At 62.6% G+C, this 24,551-nt stretch carries 20 protein-coding genes; 12 read left to right on the forward strand and 8 right to left on the reverse strand.

What is annotated here, in order from left to right; all coding sequences use genetic code 11:
• The first annotated feature begins 26 nt into the window (after window positions 1-26).
• A complete protein-coding gene (locus tag R4P70_RS32720; RefSeq protein ID WP_411742473.1) occupies window positions 27-2,861 on the forward strand; it encodes an aldehyde dehydrogenase family protein in 2,835 nt (944 codons plus the stop codon).
• Here R4P70_RS32720 and R4P70_RS17145 read toward each other — a convergent pair.
• The 3 genes from R4P70_RS17145 to R4P70_RS17155 are packed head-to-tail and all read right to left on the reverse strand — an operon-like array spanning window position 2,812 to window position 6,030.
• Complete coding sequence (locus R4P70_RS17145; RefSeq protein ID WP_317831022.1) at window positions 2,812-3,597, reverse strand: alpha/beta fold hydrolase; 786 nt, start codon at window positions 3,595-3,597, stop codon at window positions 2,812-2,814. The genes R4P70_RS32720 and R4P70_RS17145 overlap by 50 nt on opposite strands.
• Complete coding sequence (locus R4P70_RS17150; protein ID WP_029255022.1) at window positions 3,594-4,658, reverse strand: isopenicillin N synthase family dioxygenase; 1,065 nt, start codon at window positions 4,656-4,658, stop codon at window positions 3,594-3,596. Before R4P70_RS17150 ends, R4P70_RS17145 begins: the two co-directional genes overlap by 4 nt.
• Window positions 4,639-6,030 carry a uracil-xanthine permease family protein gene (locus tag R4P70_RS17155; protein ID WP_020969183.1) on the reverse strand — a complete coding sequence of 464 codons (1,392 nt, stop codon included), beginning with the start codon at window positions 6,028-6,030 and terminating at the stop codon, window positions 4,639-4,641. Before R4P70_RS17155 ends, R4P70_RS17150 begins: the two co-directional genes overlap by 20 nt.
• Window positions 6,031-6,164: 134 nt before the next feature.
• Here R4P70_RS17155 and R4P70_RS17160 point away from each other — a divergent pair, with 134 nt between their 5' ends.
• Genes R4P70_RS17160 through R4P70_RS17170 form a run of 3 tightly spaced genes read left to right on the forward strand, consistent with a single transcriptional unit; the run spans window position 6,165 to window position 8,916 of the window.
• A complete protein-coding gene (locus R4P70_RS17160) occupies window positions 6,165-6,728 on the forward strand; it encodes a helix-turn-helix domain-containing protein (RefSeq protein ID WP_003940980.1) in 564 nt (187 codons plus the stop codon).
• 57 nt (window positions 6,729-6,785) lie between these two features.
• Window positions 6,786-7,790, forward strand: coding sequence for an acyl-CoA dehydrogenase family protein (locus tag R4P70_RS17165; RefSeq protein ID WP_020907059.1), 1,005 nt, complete (start codon window positions 6,786-6,788; stop codon window positions 7,788-7,790).
• A 34-nt stretch (window positions 7,791-7,824) separates the two neighbouring features.
• Window positions 7,825-8,916 (forward strand): N-formylglutamate amidohydrolase, encoded by a 1,092-nt coding sequence (locus R4P70_RS17170; RefSeq protein ID WP_317831023.1) that lies wholly within the window; start codon window positions 7,825-7,827, stop codon window positions 8,914-8,916.
• Window positions 8,917-8,953: 37 nt separating this feature from the next.
• On the opposite strand, the gene R4P70_RS17175 is transcribed toward R4P70_RS17170, so the two are convergent.
• Window positions 8,954-10,285, reverse strand: a complete 1,332-nt coding sequence (locus R4P70_RS17175) for an anaerobic C4-dicarboxylate transporter family protein (protein ID WP_020907057.1) — start codon at window positions 10,283-10,285, stop codon at window positions 8,954-8,956.
• 106 nt (window positions 10,286-10,391) lie between these two features.
• Here R4P70_RS17175 and R4P70_RS17180 point away from each other — a divergent pair, with 106 nt between their 5' ends.
• Both R4P70_RS17180 and R4P70_RS17185 read left to right on the forward strand, forming a co-directional pair.
• Window positions 10,392-14,939, forward strand: a complete 4,548-nt coding sequence (locus R4P70_RS17180) for an ATP-dependent helicase (protein WP_243617105.1) — start codon at window positions 10,392-10,394, stop codon at window positions 14,937-14,939.
• Window positions 14,940-14,987: 48 nt separating this feature from the next.
• Entirely contained in the window at window positions 14,988-15,779 is a 792-nt protein-coding gene (locus R4P70_RS17185) for a DNA-formamidopyrimidine glycosylase family protein (RefSeq protein WP_141487473.1), read from the forward strand.
• On the opposite strand, the gene R4P70_RS17190 is transcribed toward R4P70_RS17185, so the two are convergent.
• On the reverse strand, window positions 15,766-16,335 hold the full coding sequence (locus R4P70_RS17190) for a TetR/AcrR family transcriptional regulator (RefSeq protein ID WP_019747721.1): 570 nt from the start codon (window positions 16,333-16,335) through the stop codon (window positions 15,766-15,768). The two genes, R4P70_RS17185 and R4P70_RS17190, sit on opposite strands and share 14 nt — an antisense overlap.
• 87 nt (window positions 16,336-16,422) lie before the next feature.
• Between R4P70_RS17190 and R4P70_RS17195 the strand changes: the two genes are divergently transcribed.
• From R4P70_RS17195 to R4P70_RS17215, 5 genes are all read left to right on the forward strand, one after another.
• Window positions 16,423-17,364 carry an oxygenase MpaB family protein gene (locus tag R4P70_RS17195; protein WP_317831024.1) on the forward strand — a complete coding sequence of 314 codons (942 nt, stop codon included), beginning with the start codon at window positions 16,423-16,425 and terminating at the stop codon, window positions 17,362-17,364.
• A 17-nt stretch (window positions 17,365-17,381) separates the two neighbouring features.
• Window positions 17,382-17,918: a hypothetical protein gene (locus R4P70_RS17200; protein ID WP_133728426.1), complete on the forward strand. Its 537-nt coding sequence runs from the start codon at window positions 17,382-17,384 to the stop codon at window positions 17,916-17,918.
• Window positions 17,919-18,065: 147 nt separating this feature from the next.
• The gene (locus R4P70_RS17205) at window positions 18,066-18,716 is read left to right on the forward strand and encodes a serine/threonine protein kinase (RefSeq protein WP_256063552.1); all 651 of its coding nucleotides are present in this window, start codon (window positions 18,066-18,068) and stop codon (window positions 18,714-18,716) included.
• Entirely contained in the window at window positions 18,706-19,629 is a 924-nt protein-coding gene (locus R4P70_RS17210) for a hypothetical protein (RefSeq protein WP_097387552.1), read from the forward strand. Before R4P70_RS17205 ends, R4P70_RS17210 begins: the two co-directional genes overlap by 11 nt.
• A gap of 86 nt (window positions 19,630-19,715) precedes the next feature.
• Window positions 19,716-20,600 (forward strand): aldo/keto reductase, encoded by an 885-nt coding sequence (locus tag R4P70_RS17215; protein WP_099697419.1) that lies wholly within the window; start codon window positions 19,716-19,718, stop codon window positions 20,598-20,600.
• A 22-nt stretch (window positions 20,601-20,622) separates the two neighbouring features.
• On the opposite strand, the gene R4P70_RS17220 is transcribed toward R4P70_RS17215, so the two are convergent.
• On the reverse strand, window positions 20,623-21,366 hold the full coding sequence (locus R4P70_RS17220; RefSeq protein WP_046378316.1) for a 3-hydroxybutyrate dehydrogenase: 744 nt from the start codon (window positions 21,364-21,366) through the stop codon (window positions 20,623-20,625).
• A complete protein-coding gene (locus R4P70_RS17225; RefSeq protein WP_041815787.1) occupies window positions 21,363-22,739 on the reverse strand; it encodes an MFS transporter in 1,377 nt (458 codons plus the stop codon). The genes R4P70_RS17220 and R4P70_RS17225 overlap by 4 nt, the downstream gene beginning before the upstream one ends.
• 153 nt (window positions 22,740-22,892) lie before the next feature.
• Between R4P70_RS17225 and R4P70_RS17230 the strand changes: the two genes are divergently transcribed.
• On the forward strand, window positions 22,893-23,840 hold the full coding sequence (locus R4P70_RS17230) for a LysR family transcriptional regulator (protein ID WP_021332532.1): 948 nt from the start codon (window positions 22,893-22,895) through the stop codon (window positions 23,838-23,840).
• Here the strand turns inward: R4P70_RS17230 and R4P70_RS17235 are convergent.
• Window positions 23,809-24,525 carry a GAF and ANTAR domain-containing protein gene (locus tag R4P70_RS17235; protein WP_019747714.1) on the reverse strand — a complete coding sequence of 239 codons (717 nt, stop codon included), beginning with the start codon at window positions 24,523-24,525 and terminating at the stop codon, window positions 23,809-23,811. The genes R4P70_RS17230 and R4P70_RS17235 overlap by 32 nt on opposite strands.
• Window positions 24,526-24,551 lie beyond the last annotated feature (26 nt).

The raw sequence follows: 24,551 nt of genomic DNA on the forward strand, positions 1-24,551 counted from the left end.
GCAGGCTAACGCAATCGGACATTCGTATGGTTGAAACCTGGGAGCTACGTGCACGGTTCGCAGCGGCCCTCGCCAAGATGTATGGCGACGAGGTCCCCGCTTACAACACCTTGGTAGATGTAACGATGCAGGTGAACCGTGATTTTGCCGCCGAACATCCGGATTCGGCGGAGCGCCTGGGCAGCCTGGCGAGAGTCAGCGCCGAGCGTCACGGCGCCATCAGACTGGGGACTCTCGACGAACTACGTGACGTAGCCACCGTCTTCGGCGGATTCGGTATGTTTCCGGTCGGCTACTACGACCTCCGGCTCACCGACTCCCCCATTCCCGTTGTCTCGACGGCGTTTCGCCCCACCGAACCTGCCGAACTCGCCCGGAACCCGTTCCGTGTTTTCACTTCGGTACTGACCGGCTCCGATTCCAGGTTCTTCGACACCGACCTCGAGCGTCGGATCACCGGGTTCCTGCGTCGCCGCACCCTGTTCTCTCCAGAACTTCTGCAGTGGGCACGGCAAGCGAACCGCGGGTGCGGCCTACCGGAGCCCGAGGCGACACAATTCGTCGAAGCGGCGACCTCGGCGTTTCGGCTCGGCACCGATCCCATCGACGCCGGTTGGTATCGCGAACTTGCCGCGATCTCACCTGTCGCCGCAGACATCGCCGGCCAGGGCTCGACACATGTCAACCACCTCACCCCGCGAGTGCTCGACATCGACGAGTTGTACCGCCGAATGACCGAGCGCGGCATCACCATGATCGACCGCATCCAAGGCCCGCCGAGATGGAATGGACCGCCACTGCTTCTGCGGCAGACGTCGTTTCGCGCACTCGCCGAAGACAGACGTTTTCGCCGGCCGGACGGATCGGTCACCACAGAACCTGTCCGCGTCAGATTCGGCGAGGTCGAGGCACGCGGAATCGCGTTGACCCGCAGCGGGCGTGCAATCTACGACCGACTGATCGCAACGCCCGCGGACGCCGACTGGGACAGCGAATTTCCGCACAGCGAGGACGGACTCGACGACGCGGGGTTGGCGTACTTCACGTACCGAAACGAAGGAACTGTTGTCGTCCGCGACCCGATCGTCTACGAGGACTTCCTACCGGCATCCGCGGCCGGGATCTTCGCGTCCAATCTCGATTCCGTGACCGGATTCGTTTCCGATGCGCCCGGCGCCGAATACGGGCAGGATCGATTGGAGGGCGCCATCGACCGCACCATCGAAGATCCGTTCGAGCTGTACCGCGCACAACAAGAGGCATCACGTGCCCTGCTTTCTCCCGCCAACAACCACTCCCGCCTACAAACACTTCCGCCTTCAAACACTTCCGCCTTCAAACACAGAGGACTCCCCGTGAACCTGCCTGATCCTTCGAGCCTCGCCGATCGCGCCGAGAGAGCCCTCGCTGCCTGTGGCGTCGAGTGGCCCGCCGGTGATCTGAGCGCACACACGCCGATCACCGGCACACAGCTGCGTACGGTCCGGCAGCACTCCGGCCGAGAGGTCGACGACGCCGTCGAGGCGGCTCATCGAGCGTTCCTCACCTGGCGCACCGTCCCCGCTCCGGCGCGCGGCGCGGTGGTGCGGCGGCTGGGCAGCCTACTTACCGAGCACAAGGAGGATCTCGCGGAGATCGTGACGCTGGAGGCAGGCAAGGTCACCTCGGAAGCTCTAGGCGAGGTACAGGAGATGATCGACATCTGCGAGTTCGCGGTCGGTCTCTCCAGGCAGCTCTACGGGCGCACCATGCCGTCCGAACGTCCCGGCCACCGGTTGTCGGAAACGTGGCACCCGCTCGGCGTTGTCGGGGTCATCTCTGCGTTCAACTTTCCGGTAGCGGTGTGGTCGTGGAATACCGCCATTGCTCTGGTCTGCGGCGACTCCGTCGTCTGGAAGCCTTCGGAAACCACTCCGTTGACCGCTCTGGCATGTCATGCGCTCCTGCGGCGTGCGCTCGCGGATTGTGAAGCACCGATCGACGTGCACCAGTTGGTCATCGGCGGACGTGACGTCGGTGAGGCGCTGGTGGACAACCCACTCGTGGCCTTGGTCAGCGCCACGGGTTCCGTGCGGATGGGCCGCGCCGTGGCTCCGCGGGTCGCCGCGCGCTTCGGACGAAGTCTTCTGGAGTTGGGTGGGAACAACGCCGCGGTCGTCACGCCGTCGGCGGATCTCGAGCTTGCCGTGCGCGGAATTGTCTTCTCCGCCGCGGGAACTGCCGGGCAGCGCTGCACCTCACTGCGCCGACTCATCGTTCACGAGTCGATCGCCGACAACGTCGTCGACCGCATTGCGTCCGCGTACGCGCAACTCCAGGTCGGTAGTCCCTTCGATTCCGGTGTTCTGGTCGGACCGCTGATCAACGAAGCCGCGTACGAGGCAATGCAGAAGTCCCTCTCGGCCGCGCGCGGCGACGGCGGAACCGTGGTGTGTGGCGGTGATCGCGTCGGCGAATCCGGGTTCTACGTGACACCTGCTCTCGTTCGCATGCCCGCACAGACCGAGGTGGTACGGGCGGAAACATTTGCACCCATCCTCTATGTCTTGACCTACACAGACTTCGACGAGGCTATTGCGCTGCACAACGGTGTACCTCAAGGACTTTCATCCTCGATCTTCACACTCGATCAGCGAGAAGCAGAGCGCTTCCTCGCCGCCGACGGCTCCGATTGCGGCATCGCGAACGTGAACATCGGAACGTCCGGTGCGGAGATCGGCGGCGCATTCGGCGGCGAGAAGGAGACGGGCGGCGGACGCGAATCGGGTTCGGATTCATGGAAGGCCTACATGCGCCGAGCCACCAATACCGTCAACTACTCGGACCAGTTGCCGCTGGCTCAAGGCGTCGAGTTCGGCTGAACGCGTTCTGGGCAAAATCGGCGATCGCTTCGATCAACTCCGGGAGCCTCGACAACTGCGGGGCGTGGTCGGTGTCCAGGCTGACCACCTGGGCACCGGGAACAAGTTTCTGCATGGCACGCTGAGCTTCGATCGGCACGGTTCGATCGAGCGTGCATTCGACATACAAACGCGGGACGGTTCCGAATCGTTCTTCCGTCCAGACGGGTGCCATCAGGCGGGCCGACTCCAGTTGTGGAACGAGCATGCGCGCGGCGAAGATCGCATCAGCCACTGGCGCTTCGTGGAAGAACACAGCGGCACCGGCTTCGGGCGGAACCACCGTCGCATTCCCGTCGTCCACGGGGACCAACCAACGTGAGATCCCGACCGGACTTGCCAGACCGACTTCGATGCAGAGCATCCCGAAGTCCATCTGCGATGGAAGCATCATCCCCGCGACGTACACAAGACCCGCTACCCGCGAAGGCAGTAACTCAGCCACCTGTGAGGCCACGATGCCTCCGCCGGAGTGACCGACGAGGGTGCACTGCCCGTCCAGGGACTCGACTACTGCCACAACATGTTCGGCAACTACGTCGAGATCGATCACGTCGTCGGGGTTCCAACTTCCCGAGCCTGGAAGCTCCACCACAACGGGATTGAAGCCGGCCGATGTCAGTGGGCCACACACACGATCCCAGACCCAACCGCCGGCCCACGCTCCGTGGATGAGGACGATGTTCCGTGCACTCACTGCTTGATCTCGAGCTCTGCAGCCGAAAGTACCCGAGCCGCCTCACGACCTGCGGCGGCGTTGGACTTTCCCTGCCTCGACCCGGCCAATTTGGCCTTGATGTGATCGCGAACGGTAATGGATTCGTACTCCAAGCCGGAGTCGTCCTGAAAACTCGGCAGAGTCGCAATCACCGCGTCGACGTTTCCGTCGTGGAAGAAGGCCGCCGATCGCCGACGCTTGATGGTGCCGTTCACCACCGGAGGCGCAACTCGGTGCAGCGTGGACATCCACCTGTCGTTGGTCAGTCGCGCGGTGAGATCCCCGAGATTGACCAGTAGCGCGCCGTCGACCGGCCAGACATCGTGCCAGCGTCGGTCGCTCCCGAGTACTTGCAAACCTTCGACCTGATCCGCCCACAGCACGGTGACCAGCCCGAAATCGGTATGTTCGCCCATACCCTTCAACTCACCGTCCAATGTCACCGTCCCTTCGGGTAATGCGTAGTTGTTCATCCGCAGTACGTCGATGGAATGATCGGTGATCGACTCGAAGAATCCTGGGGTCAGACCGAGCGCATCTTCGAAAATGGTGGTCAGTGTGCGTGCCACCCGCTCGCCATGGGCATAGTAATTCTCCACTCGTTCCGTGAAACCTGGCACTGCGGGCCACAGATTGATTCCGTAATCATCCTCCGACAGTTCGAGTTCGGTGAATGATCTGGCTTCGGTTCCGACGTTGAAGGCCTCGAAGAAGTCATTCATCCGAGTCGCGGATTCGACGCCGAGGCTCAAGCTCAGCGACTCGCTCTTGGGCGGGCTGTACCCACGATTCGCGCCCTCGATTCGGTAGCCCGACTTCGTCTCCATCGGCAGTCCGAAGAAGTCGTCCATGGCTTCGGCGAGGCCGGAAGAAACATCGACCGGAATGCCGTGGCCCCGAATCTGGATGAAACCGACAGTCCGACAGGCATGGTCGACTTCGGCGGCCACTCGCGCCTTGTCCTGGTCGGCACCACCGAGCACGTAGGGCGAGATGTCGATGACGGGAACTTCGAAGGGATCAGACTGGGACTGTGACACTGGCGTCTCCTGCAGAGCTGGTGGCGGGTTCAGATTTTGCAGTGGCAGGAAGGCTCTCTCGCGATCGCCTCGCGAGTTCACCGAGTCGGGTGTGATTGAACAGCAGATTGAGTGAAAAGGCAGAGGCCGCAGCCAAGGTGATGCCGCTACCGAGGAGGATCTGAGCCGAGGAGGGGAATCGCTCGAACATCCCCTCCGCAAATTCCGGCAGAATACCGATCCCCACCGATACGGCGGCGATCGTGGTGTTGATCGGGTCACTGAGATCGACCTTGCGCAGTGTGTTGATTCCGACCACGGCGACAGTGGAGAACAAGATGATTCCGACGCCGCCGACCACCGGATCAGGCAGGGCTGCAACCACTTCACCCATTCGCGGGATGAGGCCGAGAACGATCAGAATGGCACCGCTGGTAGCGGTCACGTACCGGCTGTACACCCGGGTCGTGGCAACGGCGCCGACATTCTGCGAGAAAACGGTGTCGACAAAGGCATTGAAGATTCCGCCCAGAACTCCCGACATGCCGTCGGCCACCAGCCCGCGTGCGAGATCTGCTTTTTTCAAAGGCTTTCCGGTGATCTCGCTGACCGCCAGCATGCTCGCCGTCGATTCTGCGAAGACGACTGCCATGACGATACTCATCGCCACCACGGCGGTGACGGGAAACTCCGGAGCGCCGAAGTGGAACGGCATCGGGAAGCCCACCCAGGCCGAGCCGCCGACGCCACTCAGATCGATCAGACCCATCGGGATGGCGATCACGGTACCGATCACCAGTGCCATCAGTACACCGAGTTGCGTCCACATCCCGCGACCGAGGCAGATGAACGCCACCGCGACCACAACGACTGCGGCAGCCAGCGCCAGATTCTTCGGATCGGCGAACGACGGGGAGGTCGGGTCGTTTCCGACGATCAGTCCTCCCGCGACACCGATCAACGAGATGCCGATGACTGTAAGGACGACGCCGGTGACCAGGGGTGGGAAGTATCGGACGATTTTGGCGAACGGGACGGCCAACGCTATGCCGACCACGCCACCGACCAGCATGGACCCGTACACGGCCTGCAGGCCGTACTCCTTGGCGATCAGAATCATCGGCGTCAGCCCGGCGAACGTCGCACCGCAGACGATCGGCAGGCGGACACCGGCAACCTTGCCGACGCCCAGGCTCTGAATGATCGTGATGATGCCTGCAACGAGCAAGTCCGCACTGATCAGCATCGCGACCGTGCTGCGGTCCAACCCGACTGCGGCACCGAATACCAGCGGAACCGTGATGCAACCGGTGTACATGATGAGGACGTGCTGAAGAGCAAAAGCAGACTGGCGGGCAATGGGGAGCCGCTGGTCGACTGGATGGATGGCCATGCGCCGATCTCCGTCCGAAGCTGGAAGTGTTTCGTGTACGGGACTATTCAGCACGTCGATAATTTCTTACCGTGGTCGAATTTGTTTCGTCTGTGTAATCAAAACTTTCACCAGAGCACTGCTATCTTCGGCACATGGACGACGACCAGAGAGCGATAGCGACCGCAATCGGGGCAGCCGTGCGGACAGCGAGAAAAGAAGCCGGTTTGACGTTGCGTGAGGTTGCCGTGAAGTCAGGGTTGTCGCAGCCATTCCTGAGCCAAACCGAAAACGGGCACGCAGTACCCAGCGTCATGAACCTTCACCGCCTCGCGCAATCGCTCGGCACCACGGCGCACTCACTCTTGGCACAGGGCGAGCGAACTCCGTCCAGCCTCGTCCGCGCCGGCGAGGGGCGAACCTTCGAACTGGCACACGATTCGGTGATCCGATTCTGCTCGACCGGCTCACGGACCATGGAACCCAACGAGATCACGGCAGCACCTCACTCCGAGGCAGGTGAGCACACCGAACATGCCGGCGAAGAATTCATTCACGTTCTCGAAGGATCTGTCGAGGTCGAGGTGGGGCTGGACGAGCATCACGTTCTTCATGTCGGCGATACCCTCCTCTACACCTCGACCATCCCGCATCGGTGGTTCAATCGCACCGCTGCAGTTGCGAGATTCCTCATCGTGAGTTCACCGCCGTCCTTCTAGATACGCCACCGCTTCAGTTCCACACCACAACCCCGGCTCACGGCTTACCCTGACAGCGTGACCAAGTGGCCGGAACTTGCGCGTGAGATCGCCGATACCGTTCTGTTTCCCGTCGCCGACAGCGTCGACGCCGACGGAGAAATCCCCAGCAGCCATTTCGACGCGCTCGCCGCCGACGGCTTCTACGGCATCGCCGCCCTCGGTGAGGGTGGCCCCAGCAGCGAAGAACTGGTCGAGGTCCTCGAAACCTTGTGCGGCGGTTGCCTCGCGACGACGTTCACCTGGATGCAGCATCACGGCGTCGTCGGAGCCCTGGCAGCGAGTACCAATACGTCTCTGCGCGAACAATACTGGGACGGTCTGGTTTCCGGCACGATTCGCGGTGGGGTTGCCTATGCCGGCGCCATCCCCCGCCCACCGCTCCTGTGGGCGAAGCGGGTGAACGACGGCTACGTCCTCGACGGGATCGCACCCTTCGTCACCGGTTGGGGCATCGTCGATGTTCTCTTGGTGTCGGCGCGCGACGAGTTCGACAATTCCATCGTTCATTCCGTCGTACCGGTGGGCGAGGCCCCGGGTCTGACGATCGAGGAGCTTCCACTGATCGCGGCGCGCGGGAGCAACACCGTCCGAATCGTGTTCGACGCTTTCGAAATTCCCGATACCGACGTCTGTGCTGTCGTCAGCGACGAACAGTTCCAGAGCACCCAACTCCCCGGCTTGTGGCTCAACGGCGCGATGGCCATGGGCATCACCCGCCGCGCCGTGACCGAACTCGCGGATCTGGGAGTCGACGCCGACGCGTTCGAAGAACAAGCCGCCCGGGCGCGCGCCGATCTCGATGCAGCACTGCGCGGCGGCGGCGACATGTCGGCCGCACGCGCCCGCGCATCGGAACTTGCGATACGAGCATCGGCCGCGCTCGTCACTGCGACCGGAAGCCGCGCCCTCGTCGGCAGCAACACCCCCGAGCGGCTCATGCGAGAAGCCACCTTCACTCTTGTCGCGGCTGGTCGACCGGAGATCAAGACAGCTCTCGTGGAACGACTCAGCGGATACTGAGTCTGCACGGTTGCACTCGATTACGCTGGGGCTCATGACCAGTGGAGAACCAGTACTCATCCCGGCCGGAACCGTGTTCACGCCGGAGGACCTGACGTTCTATGCCGATCGCGACTCCCGCAGTCTCGGCGACGCCATCGCCGAAGCCGACCTTCTTGTCAGTTGCCCACACTCGGGTTCCGCGATTCCAGCAGAACTCTCACGTTTTCTCGCACCCGAGTTCACACAGCGGCTGCAATTCGACTTCACCGACATGTCCACCAGTCCCATCGTGCGCCGTTGGGCCGAAATAGATTCGCGCATCGTGTACGTGGAGAATCCGCACCCTCGCATGATTCGCGATCCCAACCGTGCGAAGCCCGAAAACCTGGAAGCGTCACTGCGCGAAGCCTTCGCCCGCGTCCACAAGGCCGGTGCAGGCAACAAAGCAGACCTCACCGGCGTCGACGCAGTTCGCCCTGTCACCTTCTCGTTCTACCCCCTGTTGCTCGAGCCGACCGACGACGCGGGCTGGAAGAACCTCGCCGAGACCTTCACCGAGACAGCCGAACACGGTTTGGGTGTCTACGAAAGAACTCGCGACGCACTGATCGAAGCCATGGTGGAGAAGAGCTTCGAACTCGGTCGATCGTTCACGACGTTGTCGTTCCACGACACGATGAACCACACCACCCGGCGGGACGGCGCCGTCAATGTCGAACGGCCGGAAGCAGATCGACTCCCCGACGTCGTCGCACTCTCCAATCGTGGCGACCACCACGGCAATCGACGCGGCGACAATCCCGTGACGATGGATCCGGAGCTCATTCGCACACTTGCGGTCTCACATCGCAAGGGATTTCAGGTCGACGATCCAGATGCCGTCGCTCTCAATCAGCCGTACCTCGGCAGTTTCGAAATCATCCGAGCCGGAGCCAGATTCGCCGAATTGAGCGCCCGCGCCGCCGAAGCCGGGATCACGTTGAGTGCGGTTCAGGCCGAATTCAAACGAGAATTCCTACTGGGAGACGAACTGGCCGCATACATCATGGAACCCGGCCTCGACTGGCCTACACCCGACGCCGAACGGGTGGACCAGCTCGCCCACGCGTGCAAGGCGAGCTGGGACCACTACCGCAACAGCTGACTCAGCGATATCACTCAGGCTGACTCAGCGGTTTCACTCAACCGAGTACCACTCCGAACACCGCGCCGGCCGCAATCGTCGTGACGGCCAAGATGATGGTCGGCAGGAAGAACGAGTGGTCGACGAGCTTGGAGCCGAGCTTCGTGCTGCCCGAGAGGTCGAAGTTCGCAGCTGCGATCTGTGAACCGTTTGTCGGCAACAGATAGACACCGGCAAAGGCTCCGGCCCACATGCCGCTCACCAGGCCGGGTGCAATCCCGGCAGCGAGACCGATCGGCACGATGGTCCTCGTCGCGGTCGACTGGCTGGTCGTCAGGACACAGACCAGGAAGACACCGAGCGCGAAGATCCACGGCGCGGCGTTGACCCAGTCGCCGACGGTGCTCGTGATCAGCTCCGAATGTGCGCTGATGAACGTGTCCGTCAGCCATGCCAGACCGAACAGCGCGATGGCCGAGACCATGCCGGCACGGAACACCGTCGACGAGGGCACGTCGGCAACGTTCGGGCGGCACACCAGCAGGATCAACGTACCCACGACGAACATCAGCATTTCGATGATCGGTGTCATCCCCATCGGGGAACCGTCGGCGGCTTCGGGGCGAATTCCCTTGAACAGGCCGAAGATCACGATGGCCAGAACGCCGGCCAGGAAGATCAGTGCCGCGTTTCGTCCGGTCTTCGTCGAGACGAGTTCGGTCTTGGACGCTGCACCAGGTCCGGCCAATTCGCCCGACTTCATCTTCGCCTGTATGTCCGGGTCGTCGTCGAGATCCTTACCGAGCCTGTTGACCGCGATGGAGGAGAGGACGATGCCGACGACAGCGGCCGGGAAGGTGATCTTGATGATGTCGATGAGTTCGAAATCGTAAGGCGGCACGTCGGTCAGCGTGACCATCGCCGCCATCGCCGCGGACACCGGACTACACGCCAGCGCCACACCGGTCGAGACAACCGACAGCGACAGCGGCCGTGACGGCCGCACACCGTTCTTGTACGAGACGTCGTAGATGACGGGGAGCAGCGGGTAGAGGATGTTGGACGTACCGGCACCGACCGAGAACAGGAATGACACCAACGGCGCGATCAGCGTGATCTGTTTCGGGCGAGATTCGATCAACTTGGCCGCGATGGTGACCATCCAGTCGATACCACCGGCCGCCTGCATCATCGACGACGCGAGGACAACGGACAGGACGATGAGGAGAGCGTCGACCGGCGGACTGCCGACGTCCTCTCCGAAGACGAACACGAGGACGGCAACACCTGCGCCGCCCCACAGACCGAGAGCGACACCGCTCGATCTGGTACCCATGACAATCGCCCCGAGCACTACCGCCAGCTCGAGGACAATCTTGACTGCTTCCATCAGGCACTCGCCTTCTCGATAACAAGAGAATCGCTATAACAGGGCAAATAGTATGCTCTGCACTTCGGCTGCGGGCACGAACACGCTGTCGGTGGGAAGGGGCAATATGGTGGTCGTGACCAACGTCCTCGGTAGGTTCTCGCCCGCCACACGCGAGTGGTTCGGCGGCGCTTTCAGCGCTCCGACTGCTGCGCAGCTCGGTGCCTGGGAATCCATCGCAAGTGGCTCTCACACACTTGTCGTCGCACCCACCGGCTCCGGCAAGACATTGTCGGCGTTCCTGTGGGCCCTCGATCAACTCGCCGCCAAGGACGAAGGCGAACGCGCCACCAAAGTCCTCTACATTTCGCCACTCAAAGCGCTGGGCGTGGACGTCGAACGGAACCTTCGCGCGCCGCTGGTCGGCATCACACAGACTGCGAAACGTCTGGGCCTCACCCCGCCCGAGATCACCGTCGGTGTTCGTTCCGGCGATACGTCACAGGCCGATCGGCGCTCGTTGATCAAGCGTCCTCCGGACATCCTGATCACGACGCCGGAGTCGTTGTTCCTCATGCTCACCTCCGCTGCCCGGGAAACACTGGTCGGCGTCGACACCGTGATCGTCGACGAGGTTCACGCGGTGGCGGGTACCAAGCGCGGCTCGCACCTTGCGCTCTCTCTGGAACGTCTGGACGGCTTGCTCGAGCGTCCGGCGCAACGCATCGGATTGTCGGCCACTGTCCGTCCCCACGAGGAGATCGGGCGGTTCCTCGCCGGTTCGGCACCGATCCGAATCGTGGCACCGCCTGCCGCCAAGACCTTCGACCTCACGGTCCGTGTCCCCGTCGAGGACATGACCGAATTGGGTATCGCGACGCCCGCCGACGGTTCCGAATCTCCCACCCCGCAAGCCGGTTCGATCTGGCCACACGTCGAGGAACAGATCGTCGACCTCGTGCTCGATCACCGATCGTCCATCGTGTTCGCCAACTCTCGTCGCCTCGCCGAACGATTGACGGCCAGGCTCAACGAGATTCATGCAGAACGCATCGGTCTGGCCGTCGAGAAGACACCTCGCCCGCCCGCGCAGATCGGAGCTCCCACCGAGGTCAACTACGGCGCAGAACCCCTCCTTGCTCGCGCCCACCACGGATCGGTCAGCAAAGACCAGCGAGCCCTCATCGAAGACGACCTCAAATCGGGTCGATTGCGATGCGTCGTCGCCACCAGCAGTCTCGAACTCGGAATCGACATGGGCGCCGTCGACTTGGTCATCCAGGTGGAGGCGCCACCTTCGGTAGCCAGCGGCCTGCAACGTGTCGGTCGCGCCGGCCACCAGGTCGGCGAGATCTCACGAGGCGTCGTCTTCCCCAAACATCGCACCGACCTGATCCACTGCGCGGTGACGGTCGAGCGCATGGTCGAAGGCAAGATCGAGGCGATGGCCGTTCCCGCCAATCCCCTCGACATCCTTGCCCAGCAAACTGTTGCGGCCACTGCACTCGAGCCGATCGACGTCGACGACTGGTTCGAGACGGTGCGCCGAAGCGGTTCCTTTGCAACGCTTCCCCGTTCGGCCTACGAGTCGACTCTGGATCTGCTCGCCGGGCGGTACCCCTCGGACGAGTTCGCCGAATTACGTCCGCGCCTGGTCTGGGATCGCGAGTCCAACACTCTGACGGGCCGCCCGGGTTCGCAGCGCTTGGCAGTCACTTCCGGCGGCGCCATCCCCGACCGCGGCCTCTTCACGGTCTACATGGTCGGTGAGAAAGCATCAAGGGTCGGCGAACTCGACGAAGAAATGGTCTACGAATCCCGGGTCGGCGACGTCTTTGCGCTCGGCGCCACCAGTTGGCGGATCGAGGAGATCACCTTCGATCGGGTTCTGGTCAGCCCGGCCTACGGCATGCCCGGTCGTTTGCCCTTCTGGCACGGCGACGGACTCGGTCGCCCTGCCGAACTCGGACAGGCGTTGGGACAATTCGTTCGAGAGACCGCGCTGGGTAACGAAGCCGACGTCGTCGAGCGTTGTCGCGTGGGCGGGCTCGATCACAACGCCACAACCAATCTGATCCAACTCGTCGGTGAGCAGAAGAATGCCACCGGGCAGGTCCCGTCGGATCGAACATTGGTTGTCGAGCGCTTCCGCGACGAACTCGGCGATTGGCGTCTGGTGCTGCATTCCCCGTACGGCCAACGGGTTCACGCACCGTGGGCCCTCGCCATCGGGGCCCGCTTGCAGGAACGATACGGCGTCGATTCCAGTCCGACGGCCTCCGACGACGGCATCATCATCCGTCTCCCCGACACCGAGAACGAACCTCCCGGCGCCGAACTGTTCACCTTCGACGTCGAGGACATCGAAGATCTGGTCACCCAGGAGGTGGGTGGCTCGGCATTGTTCGCCTCCCGATTCCGCGAATGTGCCGCCCGCGCACTGCTTCTCCCACGCCGCAATCCCGGCAAGCGTGCTCCACTGTGGCAGCAACGTCAGCGGTCGGCGCAACTGCTGGACGTCGCTCGCAAGTTCCCGACATTCCCGATCCTGCTCGAGACCGTGCGTGAGTGCTTGCAGGACGTCTACGACCTGCCGGCACTGAAGGAATTGTTCGGCAAGATCGAACGGCGCCAGATTCGAATAGTCGAAGTGGAGACGCCCTCGCCTTCACCGTTCGCAAGTGCGCTCCTGTTCAACTACGTGGGCGCGTTCATGTACGAGGGCGACAGCCCCCTGGCCGAGCGACGCGCCGCCGCACTGTCGTTGGACTCCACGCTGTTGGCCGAACTCCTCGGCCGCGTCGAACTGCGCGAACTGCTCGACGCCGGAGTGATCGAGCAGGCAGAACGTGAACTGCAACGGCTCGCTCCGGACCGCAAGGCCAAGGACCTCGAGGGCGTCGCCGACCTCCTCCGCATGCTCGGCCCGCTGACCACCGAAGAAGTCACCGAACGCTGTCTCGAAGATCCGGTCTCGTGGCTCGACAAGTTGGTCGCAGACAAACGTGCCCTCCACGTCTCCTATGCGGGCGAGAGCTGGTGGACCGTCGTCGAAGATGCAGCGCGCCTTCGCGATGGACTCGGCGTTCCCCTACCCATCGGGGTTCCGGCCGCGTTCATCGAGCCGGTCGATCAGCCACTCGACGACCTCCTGAGCCGATACGCACGCACCCACGGACCATTCACTCTCACGGATGCGGCTGCACGCTTCGGTATCGGAGTATCCGTCGCGCGTGACGTTCTCGGTCGGCTCGCGCTCGAAAAGCGTGTTCTCGAAGGAGAATTCCGCCCGTCTGCAACTGGGAGCGAATGGTGCGACGCCGAAGTCCTGCGCCGCTTGCGGCGTCGCTCGCTCGCCGCGGCACGGCAAGAGGTCGAGCCGGTCAGTACCGCAACGCTCGGACGTTTCCTTCCCGGTTGGCAGCATGTGGGCGGCACGCTGCGCGGAATCGACGGTGTTGCAACGGTAGTCGATCAACTTGCCGGCGTTCCGATTCCGGCGTCCGCTCTCGAATCGTTGATCCTGCCGAGCCGAGTCGCCGACTACTCCCCCGCGATGTTGGACGAACTCACCTCGACGGGCGAAGTCCTGTGGTCCGGATCCGGAGCAATCTCCGGCAAAGACGGGTGGGTAGTGCTGCACCCCGCCGACCTGGCACCGATCACGCTCAATTCGCCCGCCGACACCGACGTCTCGGAGTTGCAGAAGCGCATCCTCGACCTGCTGTCCGGCGGCGGTGCCTACTTCTTCCGCCAGTTGGTCGACGCGTTGCAAACTACGGAGTCGGCTGCAGACACGGTCGACAGTGCGGTGACGACGGCACTGTGGGAGTTGGTGTGGCTCGGACACATCGGTAACGACACCGTCGCACCGCTGCGCGCACTTCTCTCGGACACCACCAGAACCACCACAAGTCACCGATCGCCTCGACGTGTTCCTCGTGCCCGTCCGTACCGCGGAATGGCGCGCACTTCAACCCCGGCTCGCACGGGACCGGCAACCGCCTCCGGTCGGTGGTTCCAGCTGCCAGGTATCGAACCTGACCCCACTATCCGGGCGCACGCCACGGCTGATCTGCTGCTCGAACGGTACGGCGTAGTCACCCGCGGATCGGTGATGAGCGAGAACGTGCCGGGCGGTTTCGCGTTGATCTACAAGGTACTGAGCACGTTCGAGGACAACGGGCGCGCTCGACGCGGATACTTCGTGGACACCCTGGGCGGCGCTCAATTCTCGACGCCTCCCGTGGTCGACCGCTTGCGCACGTTCGGTGATTCCATCGAGGGGCGCCACACCTCCTCGGCTGCAGTCACTCTCGCGGCGTGCGACCCGGCCAATCCATACGGCGCCGCACTGCCGTGGCCGGCGTCGGGGGGCGAAGAGTCACCCGGACACCGACCCGGACGTAAGGCGGGAGCACTGGTCGTTCTGGTGGAGGGCGAGTTGGTTCTGTTCGTCGAGCGCGGCGGTCGCACCATCCTGACATTCACCGACGACGGCGGAACTTTGCGCCTGGCAGCGCTGTCGCTTGCCCAGAAGGTGACTTCTCGCGCTGTCGACAAGTTGGTAGTGGAGAAGGTCGACGGAGAGACCATCCACGGCAACGATTTTGCTCCCGTCCTGGTCGAAGCCGGCTTCGCGGCCACCCCTCGCGGATTCCGGTTGAGGTCATGAGGATTGAGGTCATGATGGTTGCGATCGTGAAGTGCTGGAGCGGCGACCATGCCTGAGGGCGATACCGTGTGGCGGGCCGCCAACGATTTGCGCGCTGCCCTGGCCGAGAAGGTACTCACCACCTGCGATGTCCGCGTTCCTCGCTATGCCACCGTCGATTTATCGGGACATCGTGTGGATTCCGTCGCCAGCCGCGGAAAGCATCTGCTGATCCGCGTGGGCGAAGCGTCAATTCACACGCATCTGAAGATGGAGGGTCAGTGGCAGATTTATCGCCCCGGCGAGCGCTGGCGCAGACCCGCCCATCAAGCGCGCATAATCTTGGCCACCGAAGACTCTGTAGCAGTGGGCTTTTCACTGGGAGTCACCGAGATCCTCGAACTGGGGCAGGAACAGGAGGCCGTCGGGCACCTCGGACCGGACCTGCTCGGGACCGATTGGGACAGTTCCGTGGCCGTCGAGAATCTTCGCGCTGCAGACTCCGTACCGATCGGAATCGCGCTCCTGGATCAGCGCGTGATGGCCGGACTGGGCAACGTGTACCGCAACGAGATCTGCTTCCTACGAGGCATTCACCCGAAGACGCCGACACACCGCGCCGGGAACCTCGACGCGATTGTGGATCTGTCATTCCGCACCATCAACGTCAACAAGTCGCGTCGCATCCGGGTCACCACCGGCGACACCCGCCCAGGTAGGCAAACGTGGGTGTACGGCAGACGCGGAAAACCTTGCCGCCGATGTGGAACCCGCATCAGAGAAGACACCCTCGGACCGGATCAGCTCACCGAGCGAAATATCTTCTTCTGCCCCGCGTGCCAGCCGTTCACGCCTGGTTAGCGTTGATCAGCAGCCGGACGCAATGGCGCACAAATCGCTCGCGCTCGACGACGATCGAGCCGTCCAGATAACCGATGAACAGTGTGAACAACGCCCCGACCAGCCCGACTGCCACCAGCTGCTTGTCCACCGGATCAGCAATCTCGGACAACTGGTCGTACACCAGGTCCACGAACGCCGGCATCGATTCGATACCGCGTCCGCTCAGCACCGGCTCCGAGAGCGGAGCGATCAGAAGCACTCGCCCCATTGCCGGGTCGTCGACCATCAGCTTGACGAAAGCGTCGACCGCAGCGGTGGCGACTGCCTCGGATGTCGTCTCGGACTCCACTGCCGTCGCGAGCGCCGACTGCGCGCGCTCGGCGACAAACGTGTGGACCGCGACAACGTACTGATCGCGATCGGTGAAGCTCTCGTAGAAGTACCGCTCGGTCAGACCAGCGGCCTTGCAGACCGCTCGCACGTTGACGGCCGGACCGTCGACCGCACCGAGCAGTGTCACTCCGACGTCGAACAACGTCGCCTTTCGAGTGGCCCTGCGTTCTTCGATGCTCACAACTTCCCCACTTCGCCGACACTTGTTCTTCAATGCACCCGGTATTCGATCCTTGACTACCGCTGTTGTCGATCCTAATCTGACAACATGCGTAGTCAACTTGGCGACAGCAGCACCCCGATTCCCCTCGGTCCGGATTCCCTGACCTGGAAGTATTTCGGCGACTGGCGCGGGATGCTCCAAGGTGTCTGGGCAGGTTCGATGCAAAACATGCACCCTGGTCTCGGCGCCGGGGTCGAGGAGCACTCGCAGTTCTTCGACGAGCGCTGGGAACGGCTGTACCGCTCGCTGTATCCCATTGCCGGCGTGGTCTTCGACGGCGATCGCGCGCAGCAGACAGCCGAAGAAGTCCGTGGCTATCACACACGGATCAAGGGCATCGACAAGCTAGGACGCCGGTACCACGCCCTTGATCCCGACACCTTCTACTGGGCGCACGCGACATTCTTCATGGGCACCATCGTCACCGCCGAGAACTTCTCCGGTGGCCTGACCGAGGCCCAGAAACGACAACTCTTCACCGAGCACATTCAGTGGTACCGCCTGTACGGGATGAGCATGCGCCCAGTTCCCGAAACCTGGGAGGCGTTTCAGGAGTATTGGGACCACATGTGCCGCAACGTACTCGAAGACAACAAAGCGACCCGCGACGTCTTGGATTTGTCGGGGCTGGGAAAGCCCCCGTACATGACGTGGCTACCCAATCCGTTGTGGCGGCTCACGCGGATTCCCCTCGCCCGCGGATTCGTGTGGCTGACAGTGGGCATGTACGACCAACCGGTTCGCGACCTTCTCGGCTACTCGTGGACCAGTCGCGATCAGAAAATTCACAACGCTGTCGGCCGCACCGTCAACGCCGTCTTCCGCCTGGTGCCGTGGCGATACCGGTATCAACCGCGCGCTCGCGCGGGATGGGACCGAGCCAGCGGCAGAATTCCCGCCGGGGCACCACTGGTCCACACACCGGCGCGCAATCTACCGCCGCTCGAGCAGCGAGATAATCCGATGCACTACAGCCCGAGGGTCTGATCTGCCATGCTCTGAACATGGAGTGGGACCTGCGAACAATGCTGAACCGGCCGATCACGTCTCACGGTGCGCCGCTGGGACAAGAACGTGTGGCGGCGAGAACCACCGCGTACATCTACGGCAACATTCTTGTCCTCGCCGCACTCGTCCCGGTGACAAAATCTCAGGAATCACTGGGCGCCGCGATTGTGGTCGGCACGGCATTGTCGACGTACATCGCCCACACATTTGCCGAGAGCGTCGGCGAGAGCATTCGCAACGACCGCCGTCTCACCACCGCGGAGAGAATCGACTCGCTGCGCGATTCTGTCCCGATCCTCACCTCTGCGGTTGTTCCTGTCGCCATTCTCGCGACGGCGTGGTTCAACTTCCTGGAACCACGGACGGCGCAGTTGATCGCGGAAATCGTCTTGATCCTGCGCATCGGATCCACCAGTTACGTGATCAGCCGTCTTCACGGCGAGAAGGTCAGCACGAACACACATCTGGCAGCCTTCGGCCTCGCTGCCGTCGCCACCCTCATAGTCGGCTTGAAGATAGTGCTCACTCATTGACGAGCCACAAGTGCAAAAGAAGTCAGACCGGTCGTATATAACTAAGACGGGCAATTCGCAGAAACCTAACAATCGGTAATTTCGATGTGCGGTGATCGACGACTAACTCGGCCCACTTCTATCAAGTAGGCAGAGGAGCAGCCCGAAATGACAACACCACAGCCGCCGTATCCCTGGAACAACGACCCCAACCACACGACGCCTCTCCCTCCGCCCCCTCCTCCGCCGCCGGGCATCACACCCGGTCAGGCGCCGTACTCGGGACATCAGCCTGCTTACACCCCGCCCCGGCCCCCATACGGTCAAGGCACTGGATATTCGCCGATGCCTCCCCGCCCGCCGAAATCGTATGCATGGCTGTGGGTCTTACTGGGAGTTGTCACAGTCGCACTCGTCGCCGTCGTGGTCTACGTATGGGTTCTCCCTCTTGTCTTGAACGACAATTCCGACGAGAACACCGCACGCACGGAAACCGTGGTGATCACCTCACCCGCGGCCGCGCCGCAAAACGGCGTCGTCACACCCGCGCCCAACGAGTCGGTCCCTGCCAGCGCAGCGCGTTGTGGATCGGTGTTCTCGAACAACGAATTCACAACGTCCGCCGTCGGCACCAGCGTGACGTCTTGTGAGTTCGCCGAAGAAGTGCGCTACCAGTACGTGAGCCAGGGCCGACGCGGCGGCCCGGTCTCCATCAGCGCGGTCAGTCCGGTCACGGGAACTCGGTACTCGATGAACTGCGCCGGCAACAAAGTCGTCACGTGTACCGGCGGAAACAACGCGGTGGTCTATGTCTATTGAGCAGTGCGTCGAGGCTCGTAGCGGGACGCGCCGACGACTCCTGGCGGTTGCACTCGCCACTGCTTCTGCAGCAGCCCTCGCGGGCTGCACGATTCCGACGCGAGACGAGTCGTCGGAGAAGGTCGAGACGATCACCGAGATCGTCGTCGTTCCGCCGGAGCCGACAGAGACTCCTGCCGCCCCGGGCAACGGTGTCGGCCCGCTCGCCGGATTCGAGGCCCTGGGCAACACCCTCGGCGGCGCCGTGGGTATCGCACTCGTGCCCGTCGGCGGCGGTCAGTCACTCGTTGCCGGCGAGTGGCAGAACGGAGTCGCCTGGTCCACCATCAAAGTCCCACTGTCCATCGCAGCCCTCCACGAAACCGACAACACACAACTCACCACGGTCGAGCAGGCGATCACCACCTCCGACAACGAGTCAGCCGAAGAACTGTGGCGAGGCCTCGGCGATCCGACCACTGCCGCAGCGAAGGTCGAGTCAGTCCTCGTGGCCTCCGGCGATATGTCCACCACCGTGGAATCACGCACGCTACGACCAGAATTCAGCTCGTTCGGTCAAACACAATGGCCACTTGCCGTCCAAGCGCAATTCGCCGCCACTCTGCCATGCCGGAGCGACGCCATCGAAGTCTTCGGGCTCATGGGCAGCATCAGCCCCGACCAACATTGGGGCCTGGGAGTGATCCCAACCGCTCGATTCAAGGGTGGGTGGGGGCCGGACGACGACGGCGGCTATCTGGTCCGCCAATTCGGGATCATCAGCAGCGGCACCGGACAACTCGCTGTCGCCATCGCAGCCAAGCCGGACTCGGGCACTTTCGCCGACGGTACTGCGATGCTCAGCGACATCGGCCGCTGGGTAGGCGAACGGGCGCAGGCTTTACCCATCGGCGGCACCTGCCAACCGAGCTGAAGTACTGCCGGTTGAGGGAGGTACTGCCGTTACCCGGCTGAGCAGTCACTCCCACCGAACCAGTGGCCGCCGCTACCGTGGACGACATGAGCATCCCGAGCCTGAAACTGAACAACGGCGTCGACATCCCCGCGCTGGGCTTCGGCGTCTACCAGACCCCGCCGGACGAAACTCTCGCCGCAGTCGAGTCCGCGCTTTCGGTGGGTTATCGCCATATCGATACGGCTGCGGCCTACGGCAACGAGAAGGGCGTCGGCGAGGCGATCCGGCGATCCGGTCTCGATCGCGGTGAGATCTTCGTCGAAACGAAAGTCTGGATCACCGACTACGGATACGACGAGACCTTGCACGCCTTCGACAAGAGCGCAGGCAAACTCGGAGTCGAGCAACTTGACCTCCTCATCCTTCACCAGGCGTTGCCGAGCGAGTTCGAGCGCACCATCGACGCATACAAGGCCCTGGAAACACTTCTCGCAGACGGCAAGGTTCGTGCCATCGGAGTCAGTAACTTCATGCCGGATCACCTCACCCGACTATTGGACGCAACGTCCGTAGTGCCGGCGGTCAACCAGATCGAGGTCCATCCATACTTCAGGCAGTCGACCTTGCTCGAGGCCGACGCCGATCACGGCATTCTGTCTCAGGCCTGGTCACCGATCGGCGGAATCACGTTCTATCGCGACGGCTCTCACGGCTCAACCCTCGAGGACGCCACCATCGGCGCTATCGCTTCCTCTCACGGCAAGTCTCCCGCACAGGTGATGCTCCGCTGGCACCTCCAGCAGGGCCGCCAGGTGATCCCCAAGTCGGTGACTCCCTCGCGCATCGCGGAGAACTTCGACGTGTTCGACTTCGAACTCACCGCCGAAGAACTCTCCGCAATCGACGCACTCGACACCGGAGTTCGCGGCGGTCCCGAACCCGAGGTCATCACTCGCGAGAAGTTCGGAATCGAGATTCCTGAAGCGTGAAAAACCCAGCAGCTCGGGTGGTCTAGCTGGCGCTCCACCCTCCGTCGATGGTGTACGACGCCCCCGTCACCATCGACGCGTCGGTCGATGCCAACCAGCCCACCAGCGATGCCACCTCCGCAGGCTCGACCATCCGTTTGATTGCGCTCTCGGTGAGCATCACCTTTTCGACAACCTCGGATTCACTGATTCCGTGAACCTTTGCCTGGTCGGAGATCTGGGATCGCACCAGTGGCGTCAGGACGTAGCCCGGATTGACGCAGTTGCTGGTGACACCGTGTGGGGCGCCTTCGAGCGCAACAACTTTCGACAGTCCTTCGAGTCCGTGCTTAGCCGTGACGTATGCACTCTTGAATGCCGAAGCGCGGAGCCCGTGGACCGAGGAAATGTTCACGATGCGACCGAAACTGTTGCGGTACATGTACGGCAGGGCGGCCCGAGCGAGGAGGAATGGCGCTTCGACCATGAGGCGCTGAATCTTCCGGAAGTCCTCGACGTCGAAATCCTCGATAGGACTGACCCGTTGTATGCCGGCGTTGTTGACGAGTATGTCCGTTTCGAGTGACAGATCCACGAGTTGGTCGGTGTCGAGGAGATCGACGGCCCACGCCGTGCCGTCGATCTCGTCGGCCAGCGACTTCGCGGCGACGTCGTCGAGATCGGCGACGGTCACATGCGCGCCGCGGGCGGCGAGGAGTCGAGCACACGCTTCGCCGATCCCGCTGGCACCACCGGTGACCAGAGCAGACTTTCCGGTCAGCGTCATACAGACACACCGGCCCGCTCGTCGGCGAGAACACGGGCGTCAGCGGCGTCGACGGACTCGAGCGAGATTCCCTTGGTCTCCCGCGCGAAAACGACTGCAACGATGGTGACCAGGGATGCCAGCAGGAGATAGATCGCGATGGGGACCGAGGAGTCGAACTTGCTCAGCAATCCGGTCGCGATGATCGGAGCCAGTGAACCCGCCACGATGGACGTGACCTGATAACCCAGCGAGACACCGGAGTAGCGCATCCGAGTCGGGAACATCTCGGCCATGATCGCGGGTTGGCCGGCGTACATGAACGCGTGGAACACGAGCCCGATGATGATTGCCGACAAGATGACTGCATTGTGCCCGCTGTTCATCATCGGGAAGGCGAAGAATCCCCACGTTCCGGCGGTGACGGCGCCGATCATGTACACCGGGCGTCGACCGATCGTGTCGGACAGTTTGCCTACCAACGGAATCACTGCGAAGTGCACGGCATGTGCCATCAGCATCCACCAGAGGATGTGCGCCGTGTCCGCATGAACGACGACCTTGAGGTAAGTGATCGAGAAGGTCACCACGAGGTAGTACATGACGTTTTCGGCGAAACGCAGCCCCATCGCGGTCAACACTCCGCGCGGGTAACGCTTGACGACCTCGAAAACGCTGTACGAGGTTGCCTTGACCAGTTCTGCTTCCTTCTGCGCCGCAATGAAAATGGGAGCATCGGTGACCTTGGTCCGAACGTAGTACCCGACCAGAACGATCACCGCGGAGAGCCAGAAGGCAACGCGCCAGCCCCAACTCATGAAGGATTCGTCCGAGAGCGTCGACGTCAGGATCAACAGCACGACCGTCGCCACCAGGTTGCCCATCGGCACGCCGGCCTGAGGCCACGACGACCAGAATCCGCGCGATCGATTCGGGCTGTGCTCGGCGACCAGGAGTACCGCCCCACCCCATTCGCCGCCGACCGCGAATCCTTGGATGAAGCGCAGCGTGACCAGCATTGCCGGCGCCCAGTAGCCGATCTGACCGTAGGTAGGCAGGCAGCCCATCAAGAACGTTGCGGCGCCGACCAACAGCAAACTGAACTGCAGCAACTGCTTTCGGCCGAATTTGTCTCCGAAGTATCCGAAGACGATTCCGCCGAGTGGCCGGGCGGCGAATCCGACGGCGTAGGTGATGAAAGCCGCGATGATCGCATCCAGCTCGTTGCCGCCGCCGGGGAAGAAGACCTTGCTGAAGACCAGCGTGGCCGCCGTGCCGTACAGAAAGAACTCGTACCACTCGACCACGGTGCCCGCCATCGAGGCGCCGACCACCTTCTTCAGCCCCGATGGTGGGGCTTGGCTCTCAGGTTTCGGCATGTTGTCGACGCTCATCGTGGACTCCCTCGTCTTCAGTTCGCGATTCGCCTGCTCTTCACGATCAGGAATGTGACCGCTCGCACATTTTTTGTGACTCGATGAGTATCAGTGCAGATTGATGGCACGACAATGACAAATCTCGCACCATATAGGTGCAAAAATGCAGATATGACTCTCGGACTGAGCCCGGACGACCTACTGGTGCTTCTCGCGGTCGGTCGCACCGGTCGCTTCAACACCGCCGCCGACGACCTCGGCCTCAATCACACCACCATCTCGCGCCGCATTTCCTCGCTCGAGAAGTGTCTCGGCGGCCGTGTCCTGGTCCGCTCGTCCGGCGGCTGGGAGCTGACCGACCTGGGCAGACAAGCCCTCAGCGCGGCCGAGCGCATCGAGGCCGCGGTGAACGAACTGGCGCTCGACTCCACCGGTCAGCAGCAACTCGACGGCGTCGTGCGAGTCTCGGCGACCGACGGATTCAGCGCATACATCGCGGCGCCCGCCGGCGCCGCGGTTCGCAGACGCCATCCCCGCGTCAGCGTCGAGATTGTTGTCGCAACCAGAAAGGCGTCGCAGATACGCTCGGGTCTCGACATCGAGGTTGTGGTCGGCAAGCCTCACGTTCACCGCGCCGAAGCAGTCCATCTGGCCGACTACGCGCTGGGTTTGTACGCGTCCCGAGACTATCTACGTCAGAATGCTGTTCCCGAGAGTGCCGCAGATCTGGCCGATCACTCGCTCGTGTACTTCATCGACTCGATGCTGCAGGTCGACGAACTCGATCTGGCTCGCAAGCTCACGGTTTCCATGCGCGAGGCCGTCACGTCCACCAACGTGTTCGTACACATCGAGGCAACGCGCGCGGGTGCCGGCATCGGCCTTCTCCCCTGTTTCATGGCCGAGCAGCACGACGATTTGATTCGCGTTCTACCGGCTCACATCGAGGTGAGACTTTCCTATTGGTTGGTGGCCCGTTCGGAATCCTTGCGACGCCCGGAGGTCGCAGCGGTGGTGACAGCTCTTCGAGAGACGGTGGATCGCAAGCGATCTCAACTCCTCGGTTCTCCCGGAACGAACGAAGCGCTCAGTCCAGAGTCGAACGATGCTGGACGATGACCTTGCGCGCCAATTCGGCGATCTTGACGTTCATGTTTTGTGAGGTTCGCACCAGAATGTCGAAGGCCTCGTCGTCGGACACACGATGCAGTGCCATCAGCAGACCGACGGCCTGACCGATTTCGCGGCTGCTTGCCAGACCACGTCGCAACGAGTCGGCGTCCTCACCTCGCGTCAGCGCAGTGACAGCCACGGATGCAAATGACGCCAACATGATCGCGTGGTCGGCAACGGTTTCGGTGAAAGCCCCCGGAGTGTCCGAGAAGAGGTTGAGGGCACCGAACTTCTGACGATCTACCATCAGCCGGAACCCCATCGATCCGCGAATGGGTGTCTCTGCCACTACTTTCCGAGCGAACTCGGGCCACTGATTCGGGGTGCGAAGGTCCGACTCGAGTTGCGGCGCCTCCGTATCGAGGGCGTCGATGCACGGCCCCTCACCGGTGGCACGCTCGAGATCGTCTGCATAATCGGCGATCTCGTCGCTCGCCGCTACGGTGACGTTGGTGTTTCCACGTCGCAGCATCAGACTTGCGTGGTCGCAACCGGGAATCAACTCGACAGCCGCCGAACAGATCGCGGAGTACACCTCGGCGCTGTCTGCCGCGGAGTAGAGGATCTCCGCCAACGCCGCGAACACTGCCTTGGGTTCTGTCAGTGCTTGGTCGCGCTCAGCCATCTCCATACACCTCGGGGTCTACCGTTCATCGA

Source organism: Rhodococcus sp. IEGM 1241 (assembly GCF_033142365.1).
Lineage (GTDB): Bacteria > Actinomycetota > Actinomycetes > Mycobacteriales > Mycobacteriaceae > Rhodococcus_F > Rhodococcus_F erythropolis.